Source organism: Paenibacillus sp. SSG-1 (genome assembly GCF_002224835.1).
Lineage (GTDB): Bacteria > Bacillota > Bacilli > Paenibacillales > Paenibacillaceae > Paenibacillus_AQ > Paenibacillus_AQ favisporus.
In genome coordinates this window covers 3,311,116-3,335,923 of sequence record NZ_MBRK01000001.1, presented here as the reverse complement: position 1 = coordinate 3,335,923, position 24,808 = coordinate 3,311,116, and the positions used below count along the sequence as shown (strand labels likewise).

General features: G+C 53.9%; 24 protein-coding genes. 17 read left to right on the top strand and 7 right to left on the bottom strand.

The genetic code is table 11. From position 1 onward, the window contains the following. Nucleotides 1-102 precede the first annotated feature (102 nt). Nucleotides 103-1,020: an ArsR/SmtB family transcription factor gene (locus BCV73_RS15390; protein ID WP_256992870.1), complete on the top strand. Its 918-nt coding sequence runs from the start codon at nucleotides 103-105 to the stop codon at nucleotides 1,018-1,020. 163 nt (nucleotides 1,021-1,183) lie between these two features. Here BCV73_RS15390 and BCV73_RS15385 read toward each other — a convergent pair whose 3' ends face one another. Continuing rightward, a complete protein-coding gene (locus BCV73_RS15385; RefSeq protein ID WP_089547780.1) occupies nucleotides 1,184-1,636 on the bottom strand; it encodes an SRPBCC family protein in 453 nt (150 codons plus the stop codon). 288 nt (nucleotides 1,637-1,924) lie between these two features. Here BCV73_RS15385 and BCV73_RS15380 point away from each other — a divergent pair, with 288 nt between their 5' ends. The 6 genes from BCV73_RS15380 to BCV73_RS15355 all read left to right on the top strand — a co-directional run bounded on the left by BCV73_RS15380 (nucleotide 1,925) and on the right by BCV73_RS15355 (nucleotide 8,312). Further along, nucleotides 1,925-3,679 (top strand): ABC transporter substrate-binding protein, encoded by a 1,755-nt coding sequence (locus BCV73_RS15380; RefSeq protein ID WP_089547779.1) that lies wholly within the window; start codon nucleotides 1,925-1,927, stop codon nucleotides 3,677-3,679. Between the two features lie 81 nt (nucleotides 3,680-3,760). Beyond that, complete coding sequence (locus BCV73_RS15375) at nucleotides 3,761-4,717, top strand: ABC transporter permease (protein ID WP_076171622.1); 957 nt, start codon at nucleotides 3,761-3,763, stop codon at nucleotides 4,715-4,717. Between the two features lie 15 nt (nucleotides 4,718-4,732). Then, entirely contained in the window at nucleotides 4,733-5,662 is a 930-nt protein-coding gene (opp4C, locus tag BCV73_RS15370; RefSeq protein WP_076171625.1) for an oligopeptide ABC transporter permease, read from the top strand. Between the two features lie 14 nt (nucleotides 5,663-5,676). Beyond that, nucleotides 5,677-6,660: an ABC transporter ATP-binding protein gene (locus tag BCV73_RS15365; RefSeq protein WP_076171628.1), complete on the top strand. Its 984-nt coding sequence runs from the start codon at nucleotides 5,677-5,679 to the stop codon at nucleotides 6,658-6,660. Further along, entirely contained in the window at nucleotides 6,653-7,618 is a 966-nt protein-coding gene (locus tag BCV73_RS15360; RefSeq protein WP_076171631.1) for an ABC transporter ATP-binding protein, read from the top strand. Before BCV73_RS15365 ends, BCV73_RS15360 begins: the two co-directional genes overlap by 8 nt. A 178-nt stretch (nucleotides 7,619-7,796) precedes the next feature. After that, nucleotides 7,797-8,312, top strand: coding sequence for a hypothetical protein (locus tag BCV73_RS15355; protein WP_089547778.1), 516 nt, complete (start codon nucleotides 7,797-7,799; stop codon nucleotides 8,310-8,312). Nucleotides 8,313-8,389: 77 nt separating this feature from the next. On the opposite strand, the gene BCV73_RS15350 is transcribed toward BCV73_RS15355, so the two are convergent. Further along, nucleotides 8,390-9,202, bottom strand: coding sequence for a DUF4367 domain-containing protein (locus BCV73_RS15350; protein ID WP_089547777.1), 813 nt, complete (start codon nucleotides 9,200-9,202; stop codon nucleotides 8,390-8,392). Further along, nucleotides 9,183-9,770 carry an RNA polymerase sigma factor gene (locus BCV73_RS15345; RefSeq protein ID WP_076171639.1) on the bottom strand — a complete coding sequence of 196 codons (588 nt, stop codon included), beginning with the start codon at nucleotides 9,768-9,770 and terminating at the stop codon, nucleotides 9,183-9,185. The genes BCV73_RS15350 and BCV73_RS15345 overlap by 20 nt, the downstream gene beginning before the upstream one ends. 281 nt (nucleotides 9,771-10,051) lie before the next feature. On the opposite strand from BCV73_RS15345, the gene BCV73_RS15340 reads away from it, so the two are divergent. Further along, complete coding sequence (locus tag BCV73_RS15340) at nucleotides 10,052-12,334, top strand: histidine kinase (protein ID WP_089547776.1); 2,283 nt, start codon at nucleotides 10,052-10,054, stop codon at nucleotides 12,332-12,334. Nucleotides 12,335-12,393: 59 nt separating this feature from the next. Continuing rightward, nucleotides 12,394-13,398: an aldose 1-epimerase gene (locus BCV73_RS15335; protein ID WP_076171644.1), complete on the top strand. Its 1,005-nt coding sequence runs from the start codon at nucleotides 12,394-12,396 to the stop codon at nucleotides 13,396-13,398. A 99-nt stretch (nucleotides 13,399-13,497) separates the two neighbouring features. Here BCV73_RS15335 and BCV73_RS15330 read toward each other — a convergent pair whose 3' ends face one another. Then, a complete protein-coding gene (locus tag BCV73_RS15330; protein ID WP_076171647.1) occupies nucleotides 13,498-13,980 on the bottom strand; it encodes a zinc ribbon domain-containing protein in 483 nt (160 codons plus the stop codon). Nucleotides 13,981-14,273: 293 nt separating this feature from the next. On the opposite strand from BCV73_RS15330, the gene BCV73_RS15325 reads away from it, so the two are divergent. Genes BCV73_RS15325 through BCV73_RS15315 form a run of 3 tightly spaced genes read left to right on the top strand, consistent with a single transcriptional unit; the run spans nucleotide 14,274 to nucleotide 16,856 of the window. Next, nucleotides 14,274-15,212, top strand: a complete 939-nt coding sequence (locus tag BCV73_RS15325) for a helix-turn-helix transcriptional regulator (RefSeq protein ID WP_089547775.1) — start codon at nucleotides 14,274-14,276, stop codon at nucleotides 15,210-15,212. Nucleotides 15,213-15,233: 21 nt separating this feature from the next. After that, a complete protein-coding gene (locus tag BCV73_RS15320; protein WP_179232006.1) occupies nucleotides 15,234-15,932 on the top strand; it encodes an AlkZ-related protein in 699 nt (232 codons plus the stop codon). A 24-nt stretch (nucleotides 15,933-15,956) separates the two neighbouring features. Beyond that, nucleotides 15,957-16,856, top strand: a complete 900-nt coding sequence (locus BCV73_RS15315) for a hypothetical protein (RefSeq protein ID WP_343219902.1) — start codon at nucleotides 15,957-15,959, stop codon at nucleotides 16,854-16,856. Between the two features lie 100 nt (nucleotides 16,857-16,956). On the opposite strand, the gene BCV73_RS15310 is transcribed toward BCV73_RS15315, so the two are convergent. From BCV73_RS15310 to BCV73_RS15300, 3 genes are all read right to left on the bottom strand, one after another. Then, complete coding sequence (locus tag BCV73_RS15310; RefSeq protein WP_481855794.1) at nucleotides 16,957-17,721, bottom strand: SDR family NAD(P)-dependent oxidoreductase; 765 nt, start codon at nucleotides 17,719-17,721, stop codon at nucleotides 16,957-16,959. 174 nt (nucleotides 17,722-17,895) lie between these two features. Next, entirely contained in the window at nucleotides 17,896-19,125 is a 1,230-nt protein-coding gene (locus BCV73_RS15305) for an aminopeptidase (RefSeq protein ID WP_089547774.1), read from the bottom strand. Between the two features lie 182 nt (nucleotides 19,126-19,307). Further along, complete coding sequence (locus BCV73_RS15300) at nucleotides 19,308-20,540, bottom strand: aminopeptidase (protein WP_089547773.1); 1,233 nt, start codon at nucleotides 20,538-20,540, stop codon at nucleotides 19,308-19,310. 159 nt (nucleotides 20,541-20,699) lie between these two features. Between BCV73_RS15300 and BCV73_RS15295 the strand changes: the two genes are divergently transcribed. From BCV73_RS15295 to BCV73_RS15275, 5 genes are all read left to right on the top strand, one after another. Next, nucleotides 20,700-20,972, top strand: coding sequence for a hypothetical protein (locus BCV73_RS15295; protein WP_076171655.1), 273 nt, complete (start codon nucleotides 20,700-20,702; stop codon nucleotides 20,970-20,972). Between the two features lie 56 nt (nucleotides 20,973-21,028). Then, nucleotides 21,029-21,697 (top strand): sporulation-specific diadenylate cyclase CdaS, encoded by a 669-nt coding sequence (gene cdaS / locus BCV73_RS15290; RefSeq protein WP_076171658.1) that lies wholly within the window; start codon nucleotides 21,029-21,031, stop codon nucleotides 21,695-21,697. Nucleotides 21,698-21,898: 201 nt separating this feature from the next. After that, entirely contained in the window at nucleotides 21,899-22,351 is a 453-nt protein-coding gene (lspA, locus tag BCV73_RS15285; protein ID WP_240913151.1) for a signal peptidase II, read from the top strand. A gap of 203 nt (nucleotides 22,352-22,554) precedes the next feature. Continuing rightward, nucleotides 22,555-23,808: a DUF445 domain-containing protein gene (locus BCV73_RS15280; protein ID WP_179232005.1), complete on the top strand. Its 1,254-nt coding sequence runs from the start codon at nucleotides 22,555-22,557 to the stop codon at nucleotides 23,806-23,808. A gap of 27 nt (nucleotides 23,809-23,835) precedes the next feature. Beyond that, entirely contained in the window at nucleotides 23,836-24,744 is a 909-nt protein-coding gene (locus BCV73_RS15275; RefSeq protein WP_089550266.1) for an aldo/keto reductase, read from the top strand. The last annotated feature ends 64 nt before the right edge of the window (nucleotides 24,745-24,808 follow it).

The window sequence follows — 24,808 nt, the reverse complement described above, 5'->3', positions numbered from 1 at the left end:
CGAATGCCGGTTGGACTATCGCACGGTGATTCGTTAAAGGAGTGGAACATCACGGAGCATTCACGTTATAATGATTACTAATTTGAGAGGGGGAACCGAGGATTGGATTACCGCATTGACATCAAATTCGAGCCCGTACATGAATTTATGAACAGCCTTCATACCTATATTTGCCGGGCGTCCTACAAAAAGATCGATCTGTCCCCTTCGTGGGCAACGGCCACCAAAAAACAGCTCAAGCCGGAATTTGCCGCCATGCTGGACGAGATGCTCGTGAATGGCGACTGGTGGAGCTTTGCTTACCTGCTGGGCCTCCTCGTTCCGGAGGGCAGGGGCGTCGAGGGATTCCTGGACTGGCTGGAGAACCTGGCGATTCAGGACCTGGTCCAGCTGTTTACGGCGAACGGCAATGAGTTTCCGGACGAGGATCTGGAGGTTTTCCTGGCCCGGACGCGGTCGATGTTTGAGCAGTGGTACGAGCAGTACTTCCGGAACGTGGATCCGGCCATTCTGCAGGCGCTGGAACGGGAGAAAGAGGAGCGGCTGCAGCAGCTGACGGACGCGGACCGGGCGGATTTTGTCGACGAGACGACCAACGGCATGCTGTTCAAACCGGTGGACAGCGCGGACGAGCTGGTGCTCATTCCGCAGTACCATTTTCAACCGGTCAACATGGTGACTCATTATGGACGGAAAATTTACTGCCATTATAATTCCCGCATTTATTTGGGAGACGATGATTATATTCCGACCCATGACCTGCGGATGATCCGCAGTCTCGGCGAGAAAAGCCGGCTTAAAATTTTGCGCTTTCTGCATGGAGGACCGCGGACGTTTACGGAAATCGTCAGTCATGTCCAGCTGTCCAAAGGCATTACCCACGACCACATCTCAAAGCTGCGCACCGCCGGGTTGATCTACGCCCATTTTGAAGGGGAGAACCTGACCGAATACAGCCTGAGAAAACGCGCCATCCATCAGATGCAGGAGCGGCTGCTCGGGTACATAGAAGAAGGCTGAAGCTTCGATACCAATTGGAACAGCAGAACATGAGGGACCGGACCATAGTACACGAAGGGGTCATTCGGCAGCAGGGTCGTATAGACAGATACGAGCAGATATCATTATAAAAAATAGCCTGGCCGTAGATGTTACGGAACCAGGCTATTTGTACGTTAACCATTTACGGCCGGCTAAGTATATGATCTTCGGACTCTATTGCCGCTTTGAGCTCGTCCAGCAGCTGAAGCCACGTACGGACATGCCACTGCCTTGCAGCCATGCCTTGCGGGGTATTTTTCCATCCGATATGCATCACGCTGAGGCGGGTAAGGTCCTCCAGCTGTTTGAAATTGACCTGCACCATGGTTAAATCCCCGTCCAGATTCATCGTCTCCGCAAAAATTTCAGGTCCTTTCCACTCAAACTGCAGCACCCGCGGTTTCTCATATTTGAGCAGCTTGCATCCGGTCGGTGTCTGATCATTCGGGTTAGGGTACAGCTCGTATCTGCCGCCTTCCCATGGTTCAATCCGTGCTGCAGGAGCCAGCCACGCCTTAACGCGGTCTTCTTCCGTCCAAGCCCTCCATACCAGATCCAGCTCTTTTTCAATGAGTATTTCGTGTTTAATGGTCACTGTAATGAAGTCTCCTTTGGCCAGTCGTCAATGAATCTATGATTTACCTTATCCTAGCATATTTTTAAGGCCGAAGTCATGCCAAAACGGGAACAAACAGGGGACATCTCCTCAACGTTGAAACGGGCTATTTCCCTTACAGAAAACGCATATGACAAACTTTCAGAAAAAAACTTTTAGTTCTCTATTTACAGAACTCGAAATGGTTTCTATAATAACGATATCATCTACAAATATAAATCATACTTAATTCATCGGAATGGTGAGTAAAAACGGGAGGTTATGATGATGAAAAAAGGAGTGTACTTGCTAACTTCGCTGTTGATCGTCGGATCAATGCTGGTTACGGCATGCTCGAACAATAGTGATGACACGGGTTCATCCAGCGGAACGGCTCAAACGGAGCAGGGTACAAAAGATACAGCGGCTTCGTCCGATGCCGGAGGAACCTCTGCACTGACCGAGCCTTATACGGCAGCCGACTTGTCCAAACTGCCCGATGTGGCCAAGCAGCGTACGGACACGATTATCGTGGCGCTGACCGACCCAAGCGGTGCGTTCACACCTTATTTTACCCAGAGCGGTTATGACGGCAACGTCAACTCCCTGCTGTTCGGTTCGCTGGTGACGGTGGACGATAAGGGATTGCCGGTTCCGGACCTTGCAGAGAAATGGGACATTTCCGAAGATCAGAAGACGATTACATATCATCTGCGGAAGGATCTGAAATTCAGCGACGGTTCGCCAATGACGGCTGACGATGTTGCGTTTACATGGACGATCCTGTTCGACCCGTCCTATGACGGCGATTCGATCATCCCGAGCACGATCGCGATCCAGGGAGCGCAGGATTACAAGTCTGGCAAGGCGAAGAGCATTTCCGGCATCAAGGTGGTCGATCCACAGACGATTTCCGTCACGCTGGATAAGCCGAACGCAACGGCGCTCGTCACGCTCGGCTCGAACATTTTGTCCAAGGCATACTACGGCAAGGATTATAAGTTCGGTGACCTGAGCTACATCAAAAACCTGCATCAAACGCCGGTCGGCAACGGCCCATACAAGCTGGAGAAATTCATTCCAGGCCAGGAAGTCCGTTTTGTCGCCAATGAGAACTACTATAAAGGCAAGCCGAAAACAGAGCACTTCATTTATAAAACGTCCGAAGGCGATGCCTGGCAGTACCTGGAGACCGGAGAAATTGACTACACTTCGTTCCCGGCCACAACCGAAAATATCGAGAAGCTGAAGTCCCTCGGCTTCACCAATATTTTGCCTTACACGGCCAGCAACTATGGTTACCTGCAGGTCAACCTGGAACACGAAGCGCTGAAGGATAAAAAGGTACGCCAAGCGATCGCTTACGGCCTTGATCGTCAAAGCATCTACGTGGACGCGAACGAAGGTGCCGGGGCAGTAGCCAACATTCCGGCTCCGCCGATCTCCTGGGCTTACACCGAAGACGGCATTAACCCGTACAAATTTGATTCGGAAAAAGCCAAGCAGTTGCTGGACGAAGCCGGCTGGAAAGTGGGCGCAGGCGGCATCCGCGAGAAAGACGGCAAGAAGCTGACGATCCACTACCTGGGCTCGAAGAGCAAGCAGACGGATATCTTTATTCCGGTGGCTAAAGAGAACTTCCAGGCGATCGGCGTCGACTTCCAGCCGGAAGTGTTCGCCGACTTCAACTCCCTCGTGTCCAAGGTGGAGAGCGGGGATTACGATCTCGTATCCTTCTCGACTCCGCTGCTGCAGGATCCGTCGGACGGCGTCATGCAGTTTATCGACGGCGAGATCAAAGCCTACGACAATCCGAAGGTGAAAGAGCTCTATGACAAAGCGCTCGCGACTTCCGACATCGAAGAGCGCAAGGCTATCTACAAAGAGCTGTTCCAGCTGCTGAACGACGAGCTGCCGGTCATCTTCACGAACTACAAGAAGACGGTGTACGGTTACAACGGCCGCATCGAGAACCTGAAGGTCAGCCCGTTCGTCGGACTTGCCAACAGCTTGCCTGACTGGTCGCTGAAGCCGGTACAATAATCAGAAGGACCCACAATGGAGTCCCCCGACCGCGAAGCAGCCGCTTCTGCGGCGGGGGACCATGTAATTAGGAGGCGAATGATGGGCACTTATTTGACAAAGCGTATCATTTACATGATCGTCATCCTGTTTGCGGCATCCTTTTTGATCTTCAGCCTCTACGCGCTGACTCCGGGGGATTTCATCAGCAGCAACATCAAGCTGAGCCCGGAACGTAAAGCGGAGTTAAGGGAGATTTACGGACTGAGCAAGCCGCTGCTGGAACGGTACGGCATATGGATGAACAACGTATTTCACGGAGATTTCGGTTTCTCGCTGGCGCAGCAGCAGCCGGTGCTGAAGCTGTTTAACCAGTATATTTGGAACTCCTTCCTGCTGGCGGTCGTATCCACGTTTTTGACCTGGGTTATCGCCGTGATCATCGGGGTCGTTTCCGCTTATAAGCAGTATTCGTGGTTTGACACGATCGTGATGGTGGCTATTTTTGCTGCCATGTCGATCCCTTCCTTCTTCATAGGCCTGTTCCTGATCAAGATTCTGGCCGTCGACCTGAAATGGCTGCCGCCGGGCGGGATGTTAACGACGGGAAGCAACGCGACCGGATGGGCTTATATTAAGGAAGTTATCCATCATATGACGCTGCCTGTGATCGTCATGACGCTGCTCGGCGTCGGCTCGCTGACGCGCTATTTCCGCAGCAATATGATCGATGTCATCAAGCAGGATTATATCCGCACGGCTCGGGCGAAAGGGCTGAAGGAAGACAAAGTGCTGTTCAGACACGCTCTGCGTAATGCGCTTTTGCCGGCCATCACCCTGGTTGGCTTTGAACTGCCGGCTCTGTTCGGCGGATCGATTATTATCGAAAAAATCTTTAACTGGCCGGGGATCGGCCAGCTGTACATGCAGTCCTTCAGCCTGCGGGACTATCCGCTGCTCATGGGCTTCACGATGCTGCTGGCGATTCTGACGGTCATCGGCACGCTGCTGTCGGATGTGCTCTATCACATCGCCGATCCGCGCGTGCGGCTGCATTAGGGAGGGGAGACGCTTATGGCCATTAACAGTACACCAATGACCGATGCCGTTCCGGCTCCAACAACGACGCCGAAGTCTTCCTCCTTGTTTAAACAGTCGATGCGGAGGCTGTTGCACAACAAGCTGGCGATTTTTGGACTTGTCGTCGTGGTCATCATGTTTATCGCTTGTTTCCTGGGGCCTGTATTTTCGCCTTATGCCGATAACAAGATTCATATGAATGTGATGAACAAAGCGCCAAGCATGAAGCACTGGCTCGGTACCGATGCCCTCGGGCGTGACGTGCTTACGCGGGTACTTCAGGCCGGCCGCATTTCCTTGACGGTAGGTCTGGCTTCCATGTTCCTGTCCGTGTTTATCGGTGCGCTGCTCGGCGCGATCGCCGGCTATTACCGGGGAATCGTGGACCAAATCATTATGCGGATCGCCGATTTGCTCCTGACCATTCCGGGACTGCCGCTGCTGTTTATTTTCGGCGCGCTGCTGTCAGAATGGAAGGTGCCGACGAATTACCGCATGTATATCGTTATGCTGATGCTCGGCCTCGTCAACTGGCCGGGGCTTGCCCGGATGGTCCGGGGGCAGATGCTCAGCCTCCGCGAACGCGAATTCATGCAGGCCGCCGTGGTGCTCGGTCTGCGCGACCGCCGCAAGCTGTTCAACCACCTGCTTCCGAATATCGTTCCGCTCCTGATCGTCATTGCGACGCTCAATATCGGCGGTTCGATCCTCAGCGAGTCGGTGCTGAGCTTCTTCGGCCTCGGCGTCATGCCGCCGACACCGACCTGGGGGAATATGATCGACGCGGCGAACAATTTGATCGATTTTCAGGAGCATCCATGGCTGTGGATTCCTCCAGGATTCTCTATTTTTATTACGGTCATTGCCATTAACATATTTGGAGACGGACTCCGGGATGTGCTGGATCCCAAACAGAAGAGGTAGGTGAACAGCGTTCTATGAAAGATCTCATTAAAATCGACCATCTGCGCACGCATTTCTTCAGCGACAAAAACGTGATCAAAGCCGTAAATGACGTCAGCCTGCGCGTCCGGGAAGGCGAAACGGTATGCGTCGTCGGCGAGTCGGGCTGCGGTAAAAGCGTTACCGCCATGTCCATCATGGGTCTGATTGAGGAACCGGGAGGTAAAGTGGTTGGCGGAAGCATTGAGTTTGACGGCCGGGACCTGCTGAAGCTCAGCAAAAACGAGCTGCGTACGATCCGCGGGAATGACATCTCCATGATCTTTCAGGAGCCGATGTCTTCGCTGAACCCGGTTCTGAAAATTGGGCAGCAGATTATGGAGCCGCTTATGGTGCACCAGAAGCTGAGCAAGAAGGAGGCCCGCGCCCGTGCGATCGAACTGATCGAGCAGGTGGGGATCTCGCGGGCAGAGCAAATCGCCGATTCCTATCCGCATGAATTGAGCGGCGGTATGCTGCAGCGGATCATGATCGCGATTGCGATCTCCTGCGGTCCGAAGCTGCTGATCGCCGATGAGCCGACGACGGCGCTGGACGTTACGATCCAGGCTCAAATTCTGGATATGCTGCGCGAATTTAAAAAGAAGTCGAACATGTCGATGATGCTGATCACCCATGATCTGGGCGTTGTAGCCGAAATGGCGGATTACGTCGTTGTCATGTACGCCGGTAAAGTCGTGGAAGAAGGCGAAGTGGTGAAGCTGTTCGAGTCGCCGAAGCATCCGTATACGCAGGGGCTGCTCAAGTCCAAGCCGATCATTAATCAGCGGCAGGATGAGCTGTATTCGATCCCGGGGCAGGTGCCGAATCCGCTGGATCTGACCGAATCGTGCTATTTCCATGACCGCTGCGCGCACTGCATGGACATTTGCAGAACGAAACAGCCGGCGCTTAAGGAAGTTGCGGATCAGCAAAAAGCCGCTTGCTGGCTGTATGAGGAGGCGGTTGTTCATGTCTGATGCATTGCTTGAAATCAGCCATTTGAAAAAATATTTTCCGATCCAGAAAGGCCTTCTGAACCGGACCGTCGGTCACGTGAAGGCCGTTGACGATATCAGCATCACGATCCGGCCGGGTGAAACGTTCGGGCTGGTCGGCGAGTCCGGCAGCGGCAAAAGCACGGTTGGCCGCACGGCCATCCGCCTGATCGAGAAGACGTCAGGAGAGGTCAAGTTTAAAGGCATCAATATTTACGACCTCCCTCCCGAGGAACTGCGCAAGCTCCGGCCGAGCATGCAGCTGATTTTTCAAGATCCGTACAGCTCCCTGAATCCGCGGATCCGCGTCGGAGACGCCATTGGCGAAGCGCTGCTGGATCACGGCCTGGTGCCCAAAGCCGAGATTCGCGACCGGGTGCTGGAAGTGCTCCAATCCTGTGGATTGTCCTCTTACCATATCGACCGGTTCCCGCATGAATTTTCGGGCGGTCAGCGGCAGCGGATCGGCATAGCCCGGGCACTGGTGCTCAATCCGGATCTCATTATTGCCGATGAGCCCGTCTCAGCGCTGGACGTATCCATCCAGGCACAGATCATCAACCTGTTCCGCAAGCTGCAGGAAACGCGCGGGCTGGCGTACTTGTTCATTTCCCACGACCTCAGCGTCGTGGAGCATTTATGCACGCGGATCGGCGTCATGTACCTGGGCTCCATGGTTGAGACGGCGACCCGGGATGAGCTGTTTAAAAATCCGCTGCATCCGTATACGAAGGCGCTGCTGTCAGCCGTGCCGGTTCCGATTCCGAAGCTGAAGCGGGAGCGCATCGTGCTGAAGGGCGACATTCCGAGCCCTTCCAATCCGCCTTCGGGCTGCAAGTTCCACACGCGCTGCCCGTTTGCGGTGGCCCGCTGCAAAGAAGAGGTGCCGGAATTCCGCGATGCGGGCGGCGGTCACTTCGTTGCCTGTCACCTGGTGTAACTGCCCCTTGTTAGGGGAAGGGAAACCCCCGTTTCGATCGAAACGGGGGTTTTTTAGTGCTTTTAATGAAAATGTGAGAAAAACCAAAGAAAATGATGAAAAAATGATGAAACCTCTGAAAGGAGACCGCCGTTAATAGTAGTGAAATTCAATATTTCCTAAAGGAAAGGTGAGAGTCATGACGAAGAAATGGATCAACCACAAACTGCTAGCCATTATTGCCGCCACTACCGTACTCAGTGTGCTTCTCTCGACCGGGGCGGGTGCCGAACCAGCCGGATCCGATGATGCGGACATTTCCGCAGCCGCCGTAAAAGAACCGGGAGCCTTAACCACTCCTCCGCCTCCTGAACACTTCATCACGAGCTTCGCGTCTTTCACATACTTGAACAACTGCTATGCGTCGGCCTCGCTCGTCAATAGCACAACCGTGGCTTTAAAGGCCAGTACTTTCGCCAAACAGAGCGTTGACAAGATTGGTGTCGATCTAACCCTGCAGCGCTGGACCGGATCCGCATGGGTCGATATGGAAACGAGACGGTTCCTGGACACTGGAAACAGCACTATATCCGGGGATTACAACGGTACGGTGATCACGGGATATTATTACCGCGCCAAAGCCTACCATACCGTATATCAAGGATCCGCTTTCGAACAGACCACCACGTATTCCCCACAAGTGTTGGCCAAATAGGATAACAAATAAAAGTGACCGCCTGCGGGCGGTCACTTTCTGGTCACGTTGATAGGGGGATGCCAACAAATCATTCATTAGGGAAGCGGCTCAACCAGGTTGAGAATTTCCTCTTTACTCGCCGTGGTTATGATGTACAGCTGCACTTTATTATATTTCATGATCAGCGAATTCATGTTGCTTTCGGTATAATAGGCTTCATAACCGTTCTTGAGCTTGATCTTGACAGGTTCTCCGTTCGTGAAATAACCTGTGCTGGAATTCGGAAGAATTCGGCTCACAGTAATGAACAGATTATCGTCTTCCTTTGGCCCGGTATAAAGCATAGTAATTTCGTTATATTTCTTTGTTTCGAGATCTTTTGCTATGACGGTGGATTGCTTGAAATGATAACGCTCCGGAATTCGGCCGCTAAAATCCGGAATGGTAAAGCTCAATTCTTTCTGCACTTCACTGAGCGGGCGCGTTGTTGGGACACCCTGTTCCGAAGAAATGATTTTCCCATCCCATGGCGGCGGTTCCTTCTCTCCGTCCATATAATTTGGCGGTGGAGGGGTTTTCGCGATCCCTCCCGTATCAGACTGATCGTCTTGGAGAAAAACCACATTCTTAACGCCGTCTCCCCAGTCAACAATGGAGTCGAGCAGCGGAGAAATGGCCTTCGTCACGGCTGTGGAACTGAAAATGACCGCTCCGGCCACGAAAGATGCGGCCACCACACCGCCAAGCTGAAGGTGCCGATTACGTCTGCGGGAACGGTTCACTTCGTTCAGCCGGGCTTGAACCTTGTTCCAAGATGCCTTCTTGCTATCTTCGGACGTCAAGGAAGTTGAAGAGGCTGCCTTCTCGAAGGCGGAATCGAACCAATCTTCAAATTTTTCGCTTTTCATCCTTTACCCCCCACTCCTTAAAGAGCATTTTCTTGATACTTTCACGTGCCCGGTACAGACGTTGTTTGACGGCATCCTCGGTAACTTCAAGCAGATCGGCGATTTCCCGGTACGACAGGCCCTTGCGCCAGCGATACTCGACCAGAACCCGGTATTCCGGTTTCAATTCTCTTAAATACTGAATAATCGATTCTTCCATGAATTTCGTTTCTACCGTATTTTCGATCGACACCGTCGGCTGCGCAATCTCTTCTTTATACATAAAGACACCTTCCACATCGACTTGGTTACGGTACTTTTTATTTTTTCGTAAATAATTTATGGTCGTGTTGCGCGTCACGACTTTGAGCCAGGCTTTCAGCTTGGCTTCATTTTCAAACACGGGTTTGCTTTTGATGATCTTAATGAAAGCATCCTGGATAATATCTTCCACCACGGAATGGTTTTTCACGATATACATGATCATGCCATAGGCATAATCGTAGTACTCATAATAGATTTCTTCCTGTAAATCCCGGCTGAGATCGTTGTAATCCGTAGACACAAGAAGCCGGATCATGTTCGGCATGGTTTTCCCCTCTTTCCCATTCGCCCGTCTCTCGTCTGTTTTATCTCATCTTTCCCATTTTACATGATATGTCCAGTTTAGCCTATTCTTTCATGTGAAACGGATACGGAAGAGACAGGGTGAATCAGGCTTAAATAGCCGCTTTTTCTTCCAAAAAAGACGCTAGATCGGGCAATACCAATACAGGGTGATCCAAAAAGGGCGGTGAACGATTTTACAAAGATGGCTGTGAACAGGTAAGATTCAGCACATATCAACAAAGTGCAGAAGGGGCTTGAGCCATGGGGGACTACAGACGCAAATCGCCGGAAGAAGTTCTCGAAGAAATCCAAAGACTGCGGCGGGGGCGGCTCAAAATCATCATCGGGGCGGTGACCGGTTCCGGGAAAACCTATCATATGCTCCGCGAGGGTCAGACCCTGAAATCCCAGGGGATTGACGTCGTCATATGCGCGGTGTCCACGCTGCAGCGTACGGAAACGAAAAAGCAGCTCGCCGACCTGGAGAGGGTGCCCAGCATTCACTGGAATGAAGGAGAAACGGAGCACAAGGATTTGAATCTGCCGGGCATTGTTAGCCGAAATCCTGAAGTTGTGCTTGTGGACGGATTGGCTCATCGAAACCGCAAGGACGCCGAACATCGAACCCGGCTGGAAGATATCCAGTTTCTGCTGAATCACGGCATCAGCGTCATCACGACCGTCAATGTGTATGAAATTGAAAGCATTCATGAACTTGCCCGCAAATGGACCGGGGTAGAGGTCAGGGAAACCGTTCCGCTAACGACGCTGGGTATGGCCGATGAGGTTCGGCTGATCGACGTTTCTCCGGAAACGCTCATCTCCCGGTTGAACGAAGGCCATCTGCAGAGCAGCCGGGACGGGGCGTCATTTACCCGCAAGGATTTGGCCCTCCTTCGGGAGCTTGCGCTGCGCTTGATGGCCGACGATGTGAATCAGTCGCTGGAGAAGTTCCGCGAGCACGAGGGCATCAGCGGTCCTTCCGGTGCCTCGGAGCGTATTCTGGTGGCGGCGCAATACCATTGGAACGGTTCGATCTATGTGCGGCGCGGACAGCAAATCGCAAAGCGCCTGAACGGCGAACTGCTCGTCGTTGTCTTTACGCGGCCCAAGCCGTCACTGTCACGCGAGCAAGAGGCATTTAAGCGTTCTTTGCACAAAATGGCGGACAAGACGGACGCCAAGCTGGAGGAGCTGCCTTTGTCGGCTCCAAGACGGTTTGCCAAGTCGCTGATCCGGTATGCTTTTGATAAAAAAGTGACCCGCATCGTGCTGGGGCATTCCCGGAAAAACCCCTGGCAGGAGCTGTGGCAGGGTTCAGTGACGAACGGCATTCTGAAGCATGCGCATGGCATCGACGTGTTCTGGGTAGCCGACCGCACGGCGCAAGGGGAACCGCGGATTCTGCCGGCCCGCCGAACGCAAAACAAGCAGGGGAAGGGGTATCACCGGCTCAGCCGTGAGGAAATGAACGAGAAAGTGAAGCGGATCGAGCGCGGCCGGTTCAAAATTTATATCGGCGCGGCCCCCGGCGTAGGCAAAACGTACACCATGCTTCGAGAGGGGAATGACATATTGGCCAAGGGAACGGATGTGGTTATCGGGTGGCTCGAGACGCATGGGCGCGCGGAGACGGCGGCGCAGGTCGGCAGTTTGCCTGTTATCCCACCGAAGGAGATTTCCTATAAAGGCACTACGCTGTACGAAATGGATACAGAGGCGCTGCTGGCAAGAAGTCCGGAGCTCGTGCTTGTCGATGAGCTGCCTCACACCAACATGCCAGGCAGCCGTTTCCGCAAACGGTATGAAGATATTTTGCTTCTGCTGGAGAACGGGATTTCGGTCATAACAACCTTGAATGTTCAGCATCTGGAGAGCCTCAACGATGCCGTCGAGCGCATCGCCGGCATCCGGGTCTCCGAGACGGTACCGGACACGCTGCTGTCAATGGCCGATGAGGTGGAGCTGATTGACGTTACGCCGCAATCGCTGCAGGAACGGATGAGGGAAGGGAAAATTTATGCGGCGGACAAGGTCGATCAGGCGCTTGGTTCCTTTTTCCGAACGGGGAACCTGATTGCACTAAGGGAGCTTGCGCTCCGGGAACTGGCCGACGATGTGGACGAGCGGCTGGAGTCGTGGCAGCGGAATATGTCCCTTCGCGGACCCTGGAGAAAGGAGGAGGTGATCTTTGTGTGTATCCTCCCCGGGACCTCTGCCGAGCGCCTCATCCGGCGCGGATTCCGGATCGCTTACCGCCTCAAGGCCGCGCTTCACGTGACTTGCGTCCGCATGGAAGGCCGGGATTGCGACCTGGGGCGGTGGCAGGGGCTGACCGAAAGCCTGCAGGGGCATTTCGGCATTCTTGAAACAGACGGGTGGAAAGAACTGCCGGCCAAAGTGCTGGGGCAGGCCGAACAAATTCATGCAACCCAGATGATTCTAGGACGCTCAGAAGAAGGAATCATGACAAGATATGCACGCCGAAGAATGCTGAAACGGCTGATTCACGGGGCAAGCCGGATCGATGTGCTTCTCGTATAATGCCACAAATGGTATATTAGAAGAACATTCCTTTTAATCATGAACAGGAGGAGAACAAGTTGACACAATTTGCGGCATTTGAAGGCGATTTTAATGGGGAAAAGGCGATCTGGCTGAAGCATGGAAAATACGAAGCGGCAGTGCTGCCGGAGATCGGCGCCAATCTGATTTTATTCCGGGATACCGAGCAAAACTTCAAGTTTTTGCGGGAACCGGAAGCCGGTGAAATGGAAGATTTCAAGGCGAATCCGGGTGTCTACGGCATTCCGGTACTGTTTCCGCCCAACCGTTACGATGGCGGCAAATTCGAATGGGAGGGCAAAGTCTACCAATTCCCAATCAATGAAGAAGCCACGGGCAACCAGCTGCACGGATACATGCATACGATCCCATGGACCGTGGATTACATAACCAGCGACGATTATGAAAGCGCAGTCGTTGTATCCCAGCGCGTAGGAGAAGGGCATTTGTATAAAAAGTACCTGCCTTTCGATTTCACGATTACGCTGCGATATTCCCTGAACCGGGAAGGGCTGCGGCAGCAGGTCACGATCACCAATGACGGCAAGGAAAAAATGCCTGTGCTGCTGGCGTTCCATACGGCGGTCAATGCCCCGTTCGTGCCGGGAAGCGAAGCGAAGGATTACCGGGTTAAAATTACGATCGGCCAGCGGCGAGAGCTGGATGACCGGATGCTGCCGACAGGTGCTTTCCAGCCGCTGTCTCCGGAAGAGGAGCAGCTCAAAGGAGAAGGCGTGTTCCCTTACTTCACCGAAATGGACTTCCATTATACGGCTGAACCGCAGGACGGACGCAATCGGATGGAACTAACGGATACACGCACTGGGGACGTGCTGATTTACGACGTGGGTACCAGCTATAAGCACTGGATGGTTTGGAACCAGTTCGCCGGCGGCAAATTTTTCTGCCCTGAGCCTCAGATCAACCTCGTCAACGCTCCGAATATCAAAAACATTCCCGCAGAAGAGATGGGACTGTTCGGCTTGACCCCGGGCGAGAAGTGGGAAGAGACGAGCTTTCTGTATGCGCTCAAAAGAAATTAAGCATCGCGGCCGGGCTTCCTGATCCGCTCTTGAATAAACGACAAAACGCCGTGTCCCTACTGCAGTGAGGGATACGGCGTTCTCTGATTTACTGATAAATTACTCGTGCTGAAGCTTATGACCGCAGCTGCGGCAGAAATGATCCGAAAATGAGGCCGGTTCTCCGCATTTGGTGCAGTAGGCGCTTTTGGGAATCGAGCTCGAAACGGCTGCCGGCTGAACGACCACCGTATGGAACTGCTGTCCGCAGAACGGGCAGTAGGTCGCGTCCGCGGGAAGCATTTTGCCGCATCCGCATTCCTTCAGGTTTTGCAGGTGCTGGATTTTCCGCTGCAGCTCTTCCACTTCTTCTTCCAAGGCAAAAATGGCCTCCCGGTATTTCTGGATCTCCGCGCTGGGGATCGTGCCGTCCGGTTTCTCCAAGGATTGATGGACGATACGGCCGATTTCCGTATAATTTTTTTCGATTTCCTTTTCCTTCGCCGCCGCTTGAAACTTCAGGGTTGTGGATTCAACCGTGTTCTGCGCTTTCTTGCCGGCATCCGAAACGCCCTGCTTGATTTTGTTGAAAAAGTTGGACATGACGGGTATTCTCCTCCTTACGTCCATGTTCTGATGAAGCCGCCGCGTCGGTCACAGCGTGTCTTCATATCCTGTCCAGTCGTTTGACTCGCTTTTATGCTATTGTATGGCTCTTCCCAATGCATTATAACTGAGCCGGGGCCGAAGGGAAAGTCCTGCCAGCGCCTTAAACCGCGTCATTCGACAACTTTTGCATAATGTTGAAAAAGAAAATTCGGCCAAACATTAGTGACATCCAAGTTGTCACCAATAGGCTGATACAATGATTCTACAGCGTGAAGAGGGTGAAAAACATGAACCGTATGGACCGCCTGATGGCGATACTCATCGCGCTTCAGCAGGGAAATCAGACGGCTGCGGGGCTAGCCGCCAAGCTTGAAGTGTCGCGGAGGACCATTTTGCGGGATATGCAGGCCCTTTCCGAAATGGGCATCCCGCTTGCCGCGGTGAGCGGTCCCCAAGGCGGCTATTATCTAATGGAGGGCTATCAGCTGCCGCCGCTGACGCTTAATTCCCGCGAAGCCCTCTGCCTGCTGTTCGCGCTGGAAGGGCTGACCCGTTACGCGGACACGCCATTCAATTCGGAGCGGTGGACCGTAATGGACAAAATCAAGGCCATCCTGCCCCGGGAAACTGCGGAGACGGTCCATCCGATGCTGGATCGCCTGGAAGTGGAGGTGCCCAAGCGTAAGTATACCGTTCCGCACTTGAACGAGCTGCTGGATTATGCCTCCAGCAATCAATGGGTATCGGTGTTTTACCATTCGATGAACAACCGCCGCAGGCTGCTGATCCATCCGCTGAGGATTTACGCCGCCAACGGGTTTTGGTACTGCGATGCCTATTCGCAAACCCACGGGGAGCAGCGGATCTTCCGGATCGACCGGATGACGGAGCTTCGTCCGGAAGACCCGCTTGAAGTTGGTGAAGGCGATGGCGATCGTCATCAAGGAAAGTCGGAGCCGCAAATGGTCCATATCCGGGCGAAGCTGACCTATCGCGGAGTGCTTCAGGTCGAGCGGGACGAGCATGTCGGAGAGAAAATCAGCGCGGTCGGAAACGAAGAGTGGCTGGCGGATTTTCATCTGCCGGTGTCGGAGTGGCATTGGGCCGTGCAGCTTTTTTATGCGCTTGGTACAGAGGCGGAGGTGCTTGAGCCCGAGGCTCTTCGCCGGGAGGTATGCGCCAAGGCTGCGGGTCTGCTGGCTGCCTATGAGGCAAACCATACATAAGATGTTGGAGGAGATGATCTGGTGCTCAAGGAAAATGAACAAAAACCGCTGCACATCGAACGGTACGAGGACGCTTGCGATTTGATCGCCCGTGTCGGCATCCTGCCGCTGGCCGGCTTGATCCCGGGACATCCGTCCCTGGACGGGGTCACTCCCAGGGAGAATTGGCATACGGGAACCGAACGGGATCCTTGGCTGTGGCGCGCCAGGTTTCCCGGCGACGGGACGGCGGCTTACGGCAAATTCATCAAAAAGAAGGCGGTGCTGATCGCGGCGGATTGGTTTCCGCTGGTGCTGCGGCTGCTTGGTAGTGAAGAGGATCCCGAGAAGCGTTACCGAGACGGCTTGCTATCCAAGCCGGCATGGGAGCTGTACCAGCTGATCCGGGAAGACGAAGGGATCGAGACGAGGGAGCTGCGGGCCCGCGCGGGCATGAAATCACCGGACCGGAAAAAGGAGTTTGACCAAGCACTGGCGGAGCTTCAGGGGCAGCTCGCCATCGTCATTTCCGGTGTCAAGGAGAAGCGAAACCTGCTCGGAGAGAAAAACGGCTGGAGCAGCACCTCCTACCAGACGACAGAGGATTGGATGCGTCAGTATGGTATCGAGCGGTTCCAGGGAACGAGGGAGCAGGCGCAGTCTGAGCTGAAGTTGAAAATGGAGGATGCCTGTACACCGGTGTCAGCAGCGTACATGCATAAAGCGTTCGGCATCCGTTAATCAGAATTAAAGGAGGAACTGTTGATGGGAGCAATGGAAGGAAGGGCAGCCCGTCTGGAAAAAGCCAGAGCATTCGTGCTTGCCAACGCGCGGCTGCTGGACCGGCGGCGTTATGAAATGGGGCTCGAAGGAGGTTCCGCGGATGGGGTTATTGCTGCGCTCAAAGCCTATCAAAACCCTGATGGCGGGTTCGGGAACGCCTTGGAGCCTGATATGCGCACATCCGCAAGTCAGCCTGTGGCGGTGGAGCAGGCGCTCTGGATCATGGACGAGGCGTACCGGTTTGATGCGGATATCATCGCGGGAATCGCGGCATATCTCAAATCGATTACCGTCCCGGCCACCGGCGGTTTCCCCCGGGCACTGCTGTCCGTTAATGATGCTCCACATGCTCCTTGGTGGATAACGGAGGACGACCAGCAGGCATCGCTGAATCCAACCGGAAATATTCTTGGTCTGCTCTACAAGCAGACGGCTGTGAACGATTTCAAGCAAGAGGCATGGTTCACGCGAAGCGCGGAATTCATTTGGAACCGGATTCCCCAGGCTGATCAGACGGATTATCATGACCTGCACCAATGCATTACCTTTTTGCAATATGCCCCCGATCGGGGAAGGGCATCTGCGTTGCAGGAGGAGTTGAATCGCTGGCTCCGGCAGCCGGGCGTCATCGAGCTTGATCCCCGGGCGGAAGGCTATGTCCATAAAGTGCTGGACTGGGCGCCTGTTCCGGCCAGCTACGCCGCGGAGCTGATCTCCCCGGCGGATATCGAGCGTCACCTGGACGATTTGGAAGAACAGCAGGAGGCCGATGGCGGATGGAAGGTGTCGTTCCCATCCATCAGTCCGGGCAATGGGGCGGAATGGAGGGGGCTGATCACGGTCAACCGGCTGATCACACTGCGCGCATACGGCAGGCTGTAGCTGCGTCATTTCAGGGAATGATATATGGCAAAAAAGCAAAAGGACAGCATTCGGCTGTCCTTTTACTGTCCATGCTTTGATAAAGTCTAGTATGTAGCATCTAAATAGCCGGCATGACGTTGCCGCCGTTCACCGGAATGTAAGCCCCGGTGATAAAGCTCGACAAGTCGGACGCCAGAAACAGTACCGCATTGGCAATTTCCTGGTCGGTGCCCCGGCGCTTGAGGGGAACGCTGCTCGAATACCCTTCGCTGACCTCGGTGTTATTCTCCCGGTCGCGGTCGCTGATGGTCCAACCAGGAGCGACCTGATTGACCGTGATGTTATGCTCGCCGACCTCCTTTGCAAGCACGCGGTACACGCCGTCCATGCCGCGCTTGCCGGCAACGTAAGCGGACTGGCCGGGGAAGTTCTGCATGGAGCACTCGGTGTTGATCCCGATCATCCGACCTTGCTTGCGCTCGATCATGGACGGGATGAAGGCTTTGGCCAAAAGGACGTTCTGCAGCACGCAGGATTCGAACTGGCTCCGGTAATCTTCAGCCGGCTGATTCAGCACGCTGGTCCATTCATATTGAATGACAGCGTTTGCGACAACGATGTCAATGGCCTGCCACTCTCCCAGCAGGCGGTCTCTCATCACCGTAACCGATTCGGCATCGGTGATGTCAGCCTGAACGGCGATGCAGCGCCGGCCCAGCGCCTCAATTTCCTGCTTCAACTCCAGCGCTTTCTGTTCGTTGCCGCGGTAGTGGACGGCTATGTCGGCCCCGGCACGGGCCAGTGTACGGGCCATGACCCGTCCAAGCTGGCCGGAGGCGCCGGTAATCAAAGCGTTTTTCCCCGTAAGATCTATAGATATCATTGAATGACTCCTCTCCCTTGGTAGGTAAATTCGTACAAATCGTACCACCGGGATCCGGGAGCGTCAAATGGAATCCATGTTTATACCTGAACGGGAGGTTGGGAGGGGGCGGCATTTTGTAAACAAAAAAAGCACCCCGTCGGTCATGCGACTGTCAGGGGTACTGCCAGAGAATTAAGCCCAGTTTCCGTTGACAAACACCGGCTCTTCTTTGCCATCATGGGTGATTCCGGTAATGTTCATTTCGGGAGAACCCATCATGAAGTCGACGTGTGTGATGCTCTGGTTCATGCCATGGGACTCAAGCTCTTCCTGGGACATCGTCTTACCACCCTGTATATTGAAGGCGTAAGAGCTGCCGATTGCCAGGTGGCAGGAAGCATTCTCATCAAACAAAGTCGTATAGTACAGGATGTTGCTTTGTGAAATCGGAGACTGGAACGGTACAAGGGCTACCTCGCCAAGATAGTGGGAGCCTTCGTCCATCTCGATCAGGCGTGCGAGCGTGTCCTGGCCTTCTTCCGCTTTGTAATCTACGATACGGCCGTTTTCGAAAGTCAGCGTAAAGCGGTCGATGATGTTGCCGCCGTAGCTGAGCGGTTTGGAGCTGCTCACGGTTCCGTTCACGCCGGTTTTGAGCGGGGCTGTAAACACCTCTTCAGTCGGGATGTTGGCGACAAACGCCGTACCCTGCTCATTGACACTGCCCGCCTGGGCCCATATATGGCCTTCGGGTAGCTCGATCGTCAGGTCCGTGCCCGGTGCCGTAAAATGCAGCTTTTGATACTTCTTGGCGTTCAGCTCATCCGATTTTTTCTGCAGCGTATTGATATGCTCTTCCCAAGCGGCGATCGGATCTTCGCGGTCCGCGCGGCACGCATGGAAGATGGCGTCCCACAGCTTGCCGACCTGCTGATCCTTCGGCGCATCCGGGAACACCTTCGCGGCCCAGTCCGGGGAAGGGAAGGCAACGCCCGTCCAGCTCATTTTATCCGCCTGCTGAAACTGGCGGTATTTAGCCATCGCCTGACCATAAGTGCGCTGATAATCGGCGATTCTTCCAGGCTCTACTCCTTTGAGCAGGTCGGGACTGGAGGAGAGAACGGTCAGAAAAGCGGCTCCGTTCTCAGCGAGCTCGGTCATTTCGCCCGCATACCAAGTCGGGGCTTCAAGGAAAGATTCCGCCGGTGCCAGATCGTACCGGAGCCGGGTGACCGCCTCGTCGGTATAATTGACTTTGACGAGCTTGGCACCGATCTCATACGCCTTGCGGACGATCAGGCGAACGAGCGGGGCGGCGTCGATCGTTGCATTCACGACCAGCGTTTGTCCGGGCTGCACGTTTGCACCGATTTTGACGGCAAGCTCGGCATAATTGTTTAATTTGTCTTCGAACGAGAGCATAGGCTCTACCTCCACATATGTATTCAATTCTTCCCCATTATAAATTAACCACTGGATAAATAAAACACCTGACTACAAAAGAGCCCTCCTGTCATCGCTTCAGGAAGGCTCTTGCGGCTCCAATATTTCATCGTATGCAGAACAAGGATTCACAGCATTAATGGACCGATTGGAGTCAGTCCTTAAAATGCCCAGTTTCCGTTTTTAAATACAGGCTCTTCCGAACCGTCAGCGTTAACGCCGAAAATGTCCATTTCCCCCGAGCCGATCATAAAGTCGACATGGGTCACGCTTGTGTTCAGACCGCGCTCAGCAAGCTGCTCCTGATTCATGTCCTTGCCGCCTTCAACACAGAAGGCGTAGGCGCTGCCGATCGCCAAATGGTTGGAGGCGTTTTCGTCAAAAAGCGTATTGAAGTACAAAATGTTCGACTCGGAAATCGGTGATTGATGCGGAACCAGCGCAACCTCGCCGAGGTAGTGCGCGCCTTCGTCCATTTCGACGAGATGCTCCAGCGTTTCCTGCCCCTGTTCGGCGCTGACGCTTACGATCCGGCCATTCTCAAATGTAATGGAGAAGTTGTCGATGATGTTGCCTCCATAGCTCAGCGGCTTGGTGCTGCGCACCGTGCCGTTTACGCCCGTCTTCAGCGGCGCGGTGAACACTTCCTCAGTCGGCATATTGGCGACGAAGCTGTGTCCTTTCTCGTTGATGCTCTCGCCGGCTGCCCAAATATGTCCTTCCGGAAGCTCGATGGTCAGATCGGTTCCCGGTGCGATATAGTGGAGCTTCTTATATTTTTTGGCGTTCAGGATGTTCGATTTATCCTCCAGCGTGGCCAGATGCTGTTTCCAGGCACCGACCGGGTCTTCCTGATCGATGCGAACTGTATGGAAAATCGCTTCCCACAGCTTCTGCACCCGTTCGGATTCGGGAGCGTCAGGGAACACCTTAGCAGCCCATTCCGGCGAAGGGACAGCCACGATTGACCAACTGAACTTGTCCGCCTGCTGGTAAGCGCGGTAAGGAGCCATCGCCTGGCCGCGTGTTTTTTGGTTCATGGCGATCCGTTCCTGCTTGATCCCCTTCAGCAAATCCGGGTTTTCGGCAATCACGTGCAGCACGGCAGCTCCGTTTTCCACGAGTTCGATCATTTCCCCTGCAAACCATTTCGGTGGAATCGCGAAAACTTCATCGTCGGCCCGTTCATACTGCAGACGGGTAACGATTTCGTCGCTCCAATTGACTTTGACGAGCTTGGCGCCCGCATCATACGCTTTTTCCACGATTAAGCGGACAAATTCCGCCGACTGGATCGATGCGTTGACGACCAGCGTTTGGCCCTTCTGGACGTTGACGCCTACACGGACGGCAAGATCGGCATATTTGTTTAATTGACTGATGAAATCGGTCATGGATTCATCCCTCCAGATACTGGTTATCAACTGACACAAGTAGTATTGTACTAAATTGTTCCGCATAATGAAAACATAAGCCCTGCCGTATGATGGAAACGGCCTCCTCCATGGTATACTATAGTATCAAATACACCACTTAGAAGGAGCAATGGATTCATGGACTTTACAATTATCGAAGCCGGGATGAAGCTGGACGAGGAACGACACTACGTGGGGCACACCATTTTCACTTTGGAGGGGCATAAGTCCAAGTATGAGGTTACCTTTTTCAGCAAGAAGGGCGATGATTGGGATTACAGCCTGAACTATGCGGACGAATCGGGCATCGAAGAGGAGATGCTTCAGGCCGATGCGCGGCTGGAAGAGGACGACGACCTGTTTGATGCACTGCTTGATGCCGCGATGGATACGATGGAAGACGCCGAATAGTCGGAAGGCTGAACGGAGCAGTCTATATTTTAAGTCATAAGGAAAGGTGAGCCGACGTGAACAATGAAGATGAGCTGGGTCTGTCTGAAACGATACAGGTCCATCTGAAAAAGAGCCTGTCCACTATAAAGGCGGAAATCGAGAGCATGCTGGCGACGATCGACCAGAAGGAATGCTGCATTTTGAATGAGTTTGAGCAGATCCACAGCGTCTTTACCGACATGCAGATGACGGCCGCATCCTATTATCTGAATGCGTATCTGTCGCCTTATACAGATCGCTACGTAGCGTTGTCCACGGCGCTGCAGCATCTGTCGGAGCGGAATCACGGGGCGCTCATCGTCGTCAAAAGAAACGATGCGCTCCCGCCGCTGGTGCATTCCGGCATACCGGTTGGGGCAGACGTGTCGCATACCCTGCTGGAATCGATTTTTTATCCGGGGGGACCGCTGCACGACGGGGCAGTGCTGGTCGACAAGAACCAAATCGTCTCCGCCGGCAATGTGCTCCCGGTTTCCAAAGCGCTGCGCGAGGGGAAACTTGGAACCCGTCACCGGGCTGCGTTGGGGCTGTCAGAAATATGCGATGCGCTGATCCTTGTCGTTTCGGAGGAGACGGGCAGGGTTTCTTTTGCGCTGAACGGAACGCTCTACCCGGTGCGTCCGGGGGAAATGGATTCGCGGCCGGTGTTCAGCCCGGATGTAGCCGTCCCTGGAGGGGATTGAGGCAAGTTCGTGGCAGCCAGCAGATGCAGGATGAGAGTGAAACTTGTGTACGCAGAGCGATCTGACGCATAATGGACATACAGGCATGCTGCATGACTCCATCAGAAAGGGTCAGCATCGGCGTCTCTACCCATTTTGTTCCTTCGCTGAACAAGGGGAAATGAGACAACGGACGCAGAGGGAAAGAGGTGCATCATTATTTTGTTTTACATCATATCGCTGATCGTCATTGCGATCGACCAACTGAGCAAGCTCTGGGTCCGCTCATCCATGGTTGTCGGAGGTTCGAGGCCTTTTCTTGACCCGTACGTTCATTTTGAGTACTACCAAAATACCGGAGCCGCGTTCAGCTCGTTCCAGGGCTACGGCAAGTTATTTGTCGTATTTGCGGTGTTTGTTACGGCCGTCATTATCTATTACCGGACCAAAGGCGTGCTTAAAGGGACATGGATGGAGCTGGCCACGGGCTTTCTCGTCGGCGGGGCGATCGGCAATGCGATCGACCGGGTGCTGTTCGGCAAGGTTACCGATTTTATCGTCCTCGGCCGCATGACAGGCATTATGAATATCGCGGATATCGCGATTAATATCGGCATCGTGGCCATTATTCTGTCCGTGATCTTCCGCCGCGAGCCCAAGCAATCTTATTCCTGATGCCCTGTTAACCGGACATTTGGAATCATGATGTGCAGACAGCAGACTCCCGGGAAGCCGGGAGTTTTTCGCGAGCCCGGGTTTTTCGGCTGTAAACGAAACAAATGGGCTACAATATGGTTAATAGTTTGATAGCGTGATCGGTCATTGAAGCAAGTCGAATCGACGCCATCATGGTATACGTACATATGGAGGTATGCAGATTGAAATCCAGATATTTGGCCGGGTATTCCCTGGCTGTTATGGGCGCGGGCTTTCTCGTCATGCTTTTCCTGCCGCAAAATTCGTGGGTTAAGCTGCTGCTGGGAGGCTTTGAAGCCGGGCTCGTCGGCGGATTTGCCGACTGGTTTGCGGTCACCGCCTTGTTTCGCCATCCGATGGGGATTCCGATCCCACACACGTCGCTGCTGCTTAAAAACCGCAACAAAATCGTCAATTCGCTCATTTCCGCATTGGAAACCGAACTTTTGAATAAGGAAAGCATCACGTCCAGACTTCGGCAGGTGAAGCTGTTCCAGTCTGTGTCGACCGGGCTGTTCAAGCTGATCCGGCGGAAAGAGGTCCGCGTGAAGCTCCTGTCTTCGCTGGAGCAGGCCGTTCGCGAACTGCCGCTGGAGAAAGCGGCCCCGCACATCCGGGACATGGTGCTTCGGTACATTCATAGCCGGAACATCACCGAATTGTTAAACCGTGTGGTCAAAGAGACGGAAGCGCACCAATTGGACGAGAAGGTATTGGACTACGGACTGCTGTACGCCGCAGAATGGGTGAACAACCCGGATAACGAAATGATGCTCGGCAAGCTGGCGCATGCCAAACTGGACGAGCTTCAACTTGGAGGAATGAAGGGCTTTGCCGTGCAGGCCATGCTGGGCTTTATGAACGAGGAGAAAATGGGAGCGATTCTGAAGAAGCTGATCCTCTCGGCATTGCTTGAAGTGGCGAATCCGGAAAGTCCATACCGGGAACGGGTTGTCCAAGGCATCCGGGAGCGTTTGGCCCAAGTAGCCGACAGTCCGGAAACGGAAAGCCGCGTAAAGGGTTGGCTGGATGACAAGCTGAGCTCTGAGAACGCGGAAGCATGGATTGCCGGCCAGCTGAACCATTTGCGTGAACGTCTGCTGCAGTGGATGGAAGCCGAACGGGAGCGCGGCGGGCGTATATGGATTCGTCTGTTCCGATGGTGCCATGATTTGTTGCAATCCAAGGAAGAGTTAACCCACCGGTGGGAACAAGGGGTTCTGGCAATGATCGTTCAGCTGGTGGAATCCAATTATTACCGGATCGGCGTGCTGGTTCGGGAAAATCTGGACAAGCTTGACGATCAGACGCTTGTCAACATGCTGGAGGAGAAGGTCGGCAGTGACCTGCAGTGGATCCGGGTCAACGGCGCGATTTGCGGATTCGTGATCGGCATCGTGCTGAGCGCCATTCATTTGTTGATTTTAAACGGGTAATTTCAGGGGAAGGGACAGGTGAAATTAATGAAAAGGAACCAATTGGGAACATCGGAACTGAACATCAGTGAGATCGGGCTGGGCTGCATGTCCTTGGGAACCGATGATGCGCAGGCTGAGCGAATCGTTCACGCGGCACTGGAGCGGGGCGTGAATTTTTTGGATACCGCAGATCTCTACGACAGCGGCAGAAACGAAGAAATTGTCGGTAAGGCGATCCGCGGACGCCGGCAGGACGTTGTTCTGGCGACGAAGGTAGGAAACCGGAGAATTCCTGGTAAAGAAGGTTGGGTATGGGACCCTTCCAAAGCGTATATCCGCTCTGCGGTAAAAGAAAGCCTTCGCCGACTCCAAACGGATTATATCGATTTGTACCAGCTCCATGGCGGTACCCTGGACGATCCGATTGACGAGACGATCGAGGCGTTTGAAGAGCTGAAGCAGGAGGGCGTGATCCGCTATTACGGCATTTCGTCGATCCGTCCGAACGTGATCCGGGAATACGTAAAGCGTTCCGGAATCGTCAGCGTCATGAGCCAGTACAGCATTCTTGACCGCCGTCCAGAGGAAGAGGTGCTGCCTTTACTGGCCGATAACCATATCAGTGTCATCGCCCGCGGTCCGGTGGCTTCCGGTGTCCTGACCGAGCAGGGCGGAGCGAAAGTGGCGAAGGGGTACCTGGATTACACCCCCGATGAACTGATCCAGATCCGCGAGCAATTGCAGCGCCTGGTCAAGAATGACCGGAGTATGGGGCAGACCGCGATCCGGTACGCCTTGGCGAATCCGGTAGTGGCGACGGCCATCGCGGGAGCAAGCTCCCTGGAACAGCTGATCCACAATACTGCGGCTGGAGACGCTCCGGCGCTCACCGACGAGGAGATCGAACGGATCCGCAGCTTTAGTAAGGCGAATCAGTATACAGCGCACCGTTAATAACATTATTTTTCCTTATAAAAAGGAGCCGTCCCCGGGTCGTGAATGACCTTTGGACAGCTCC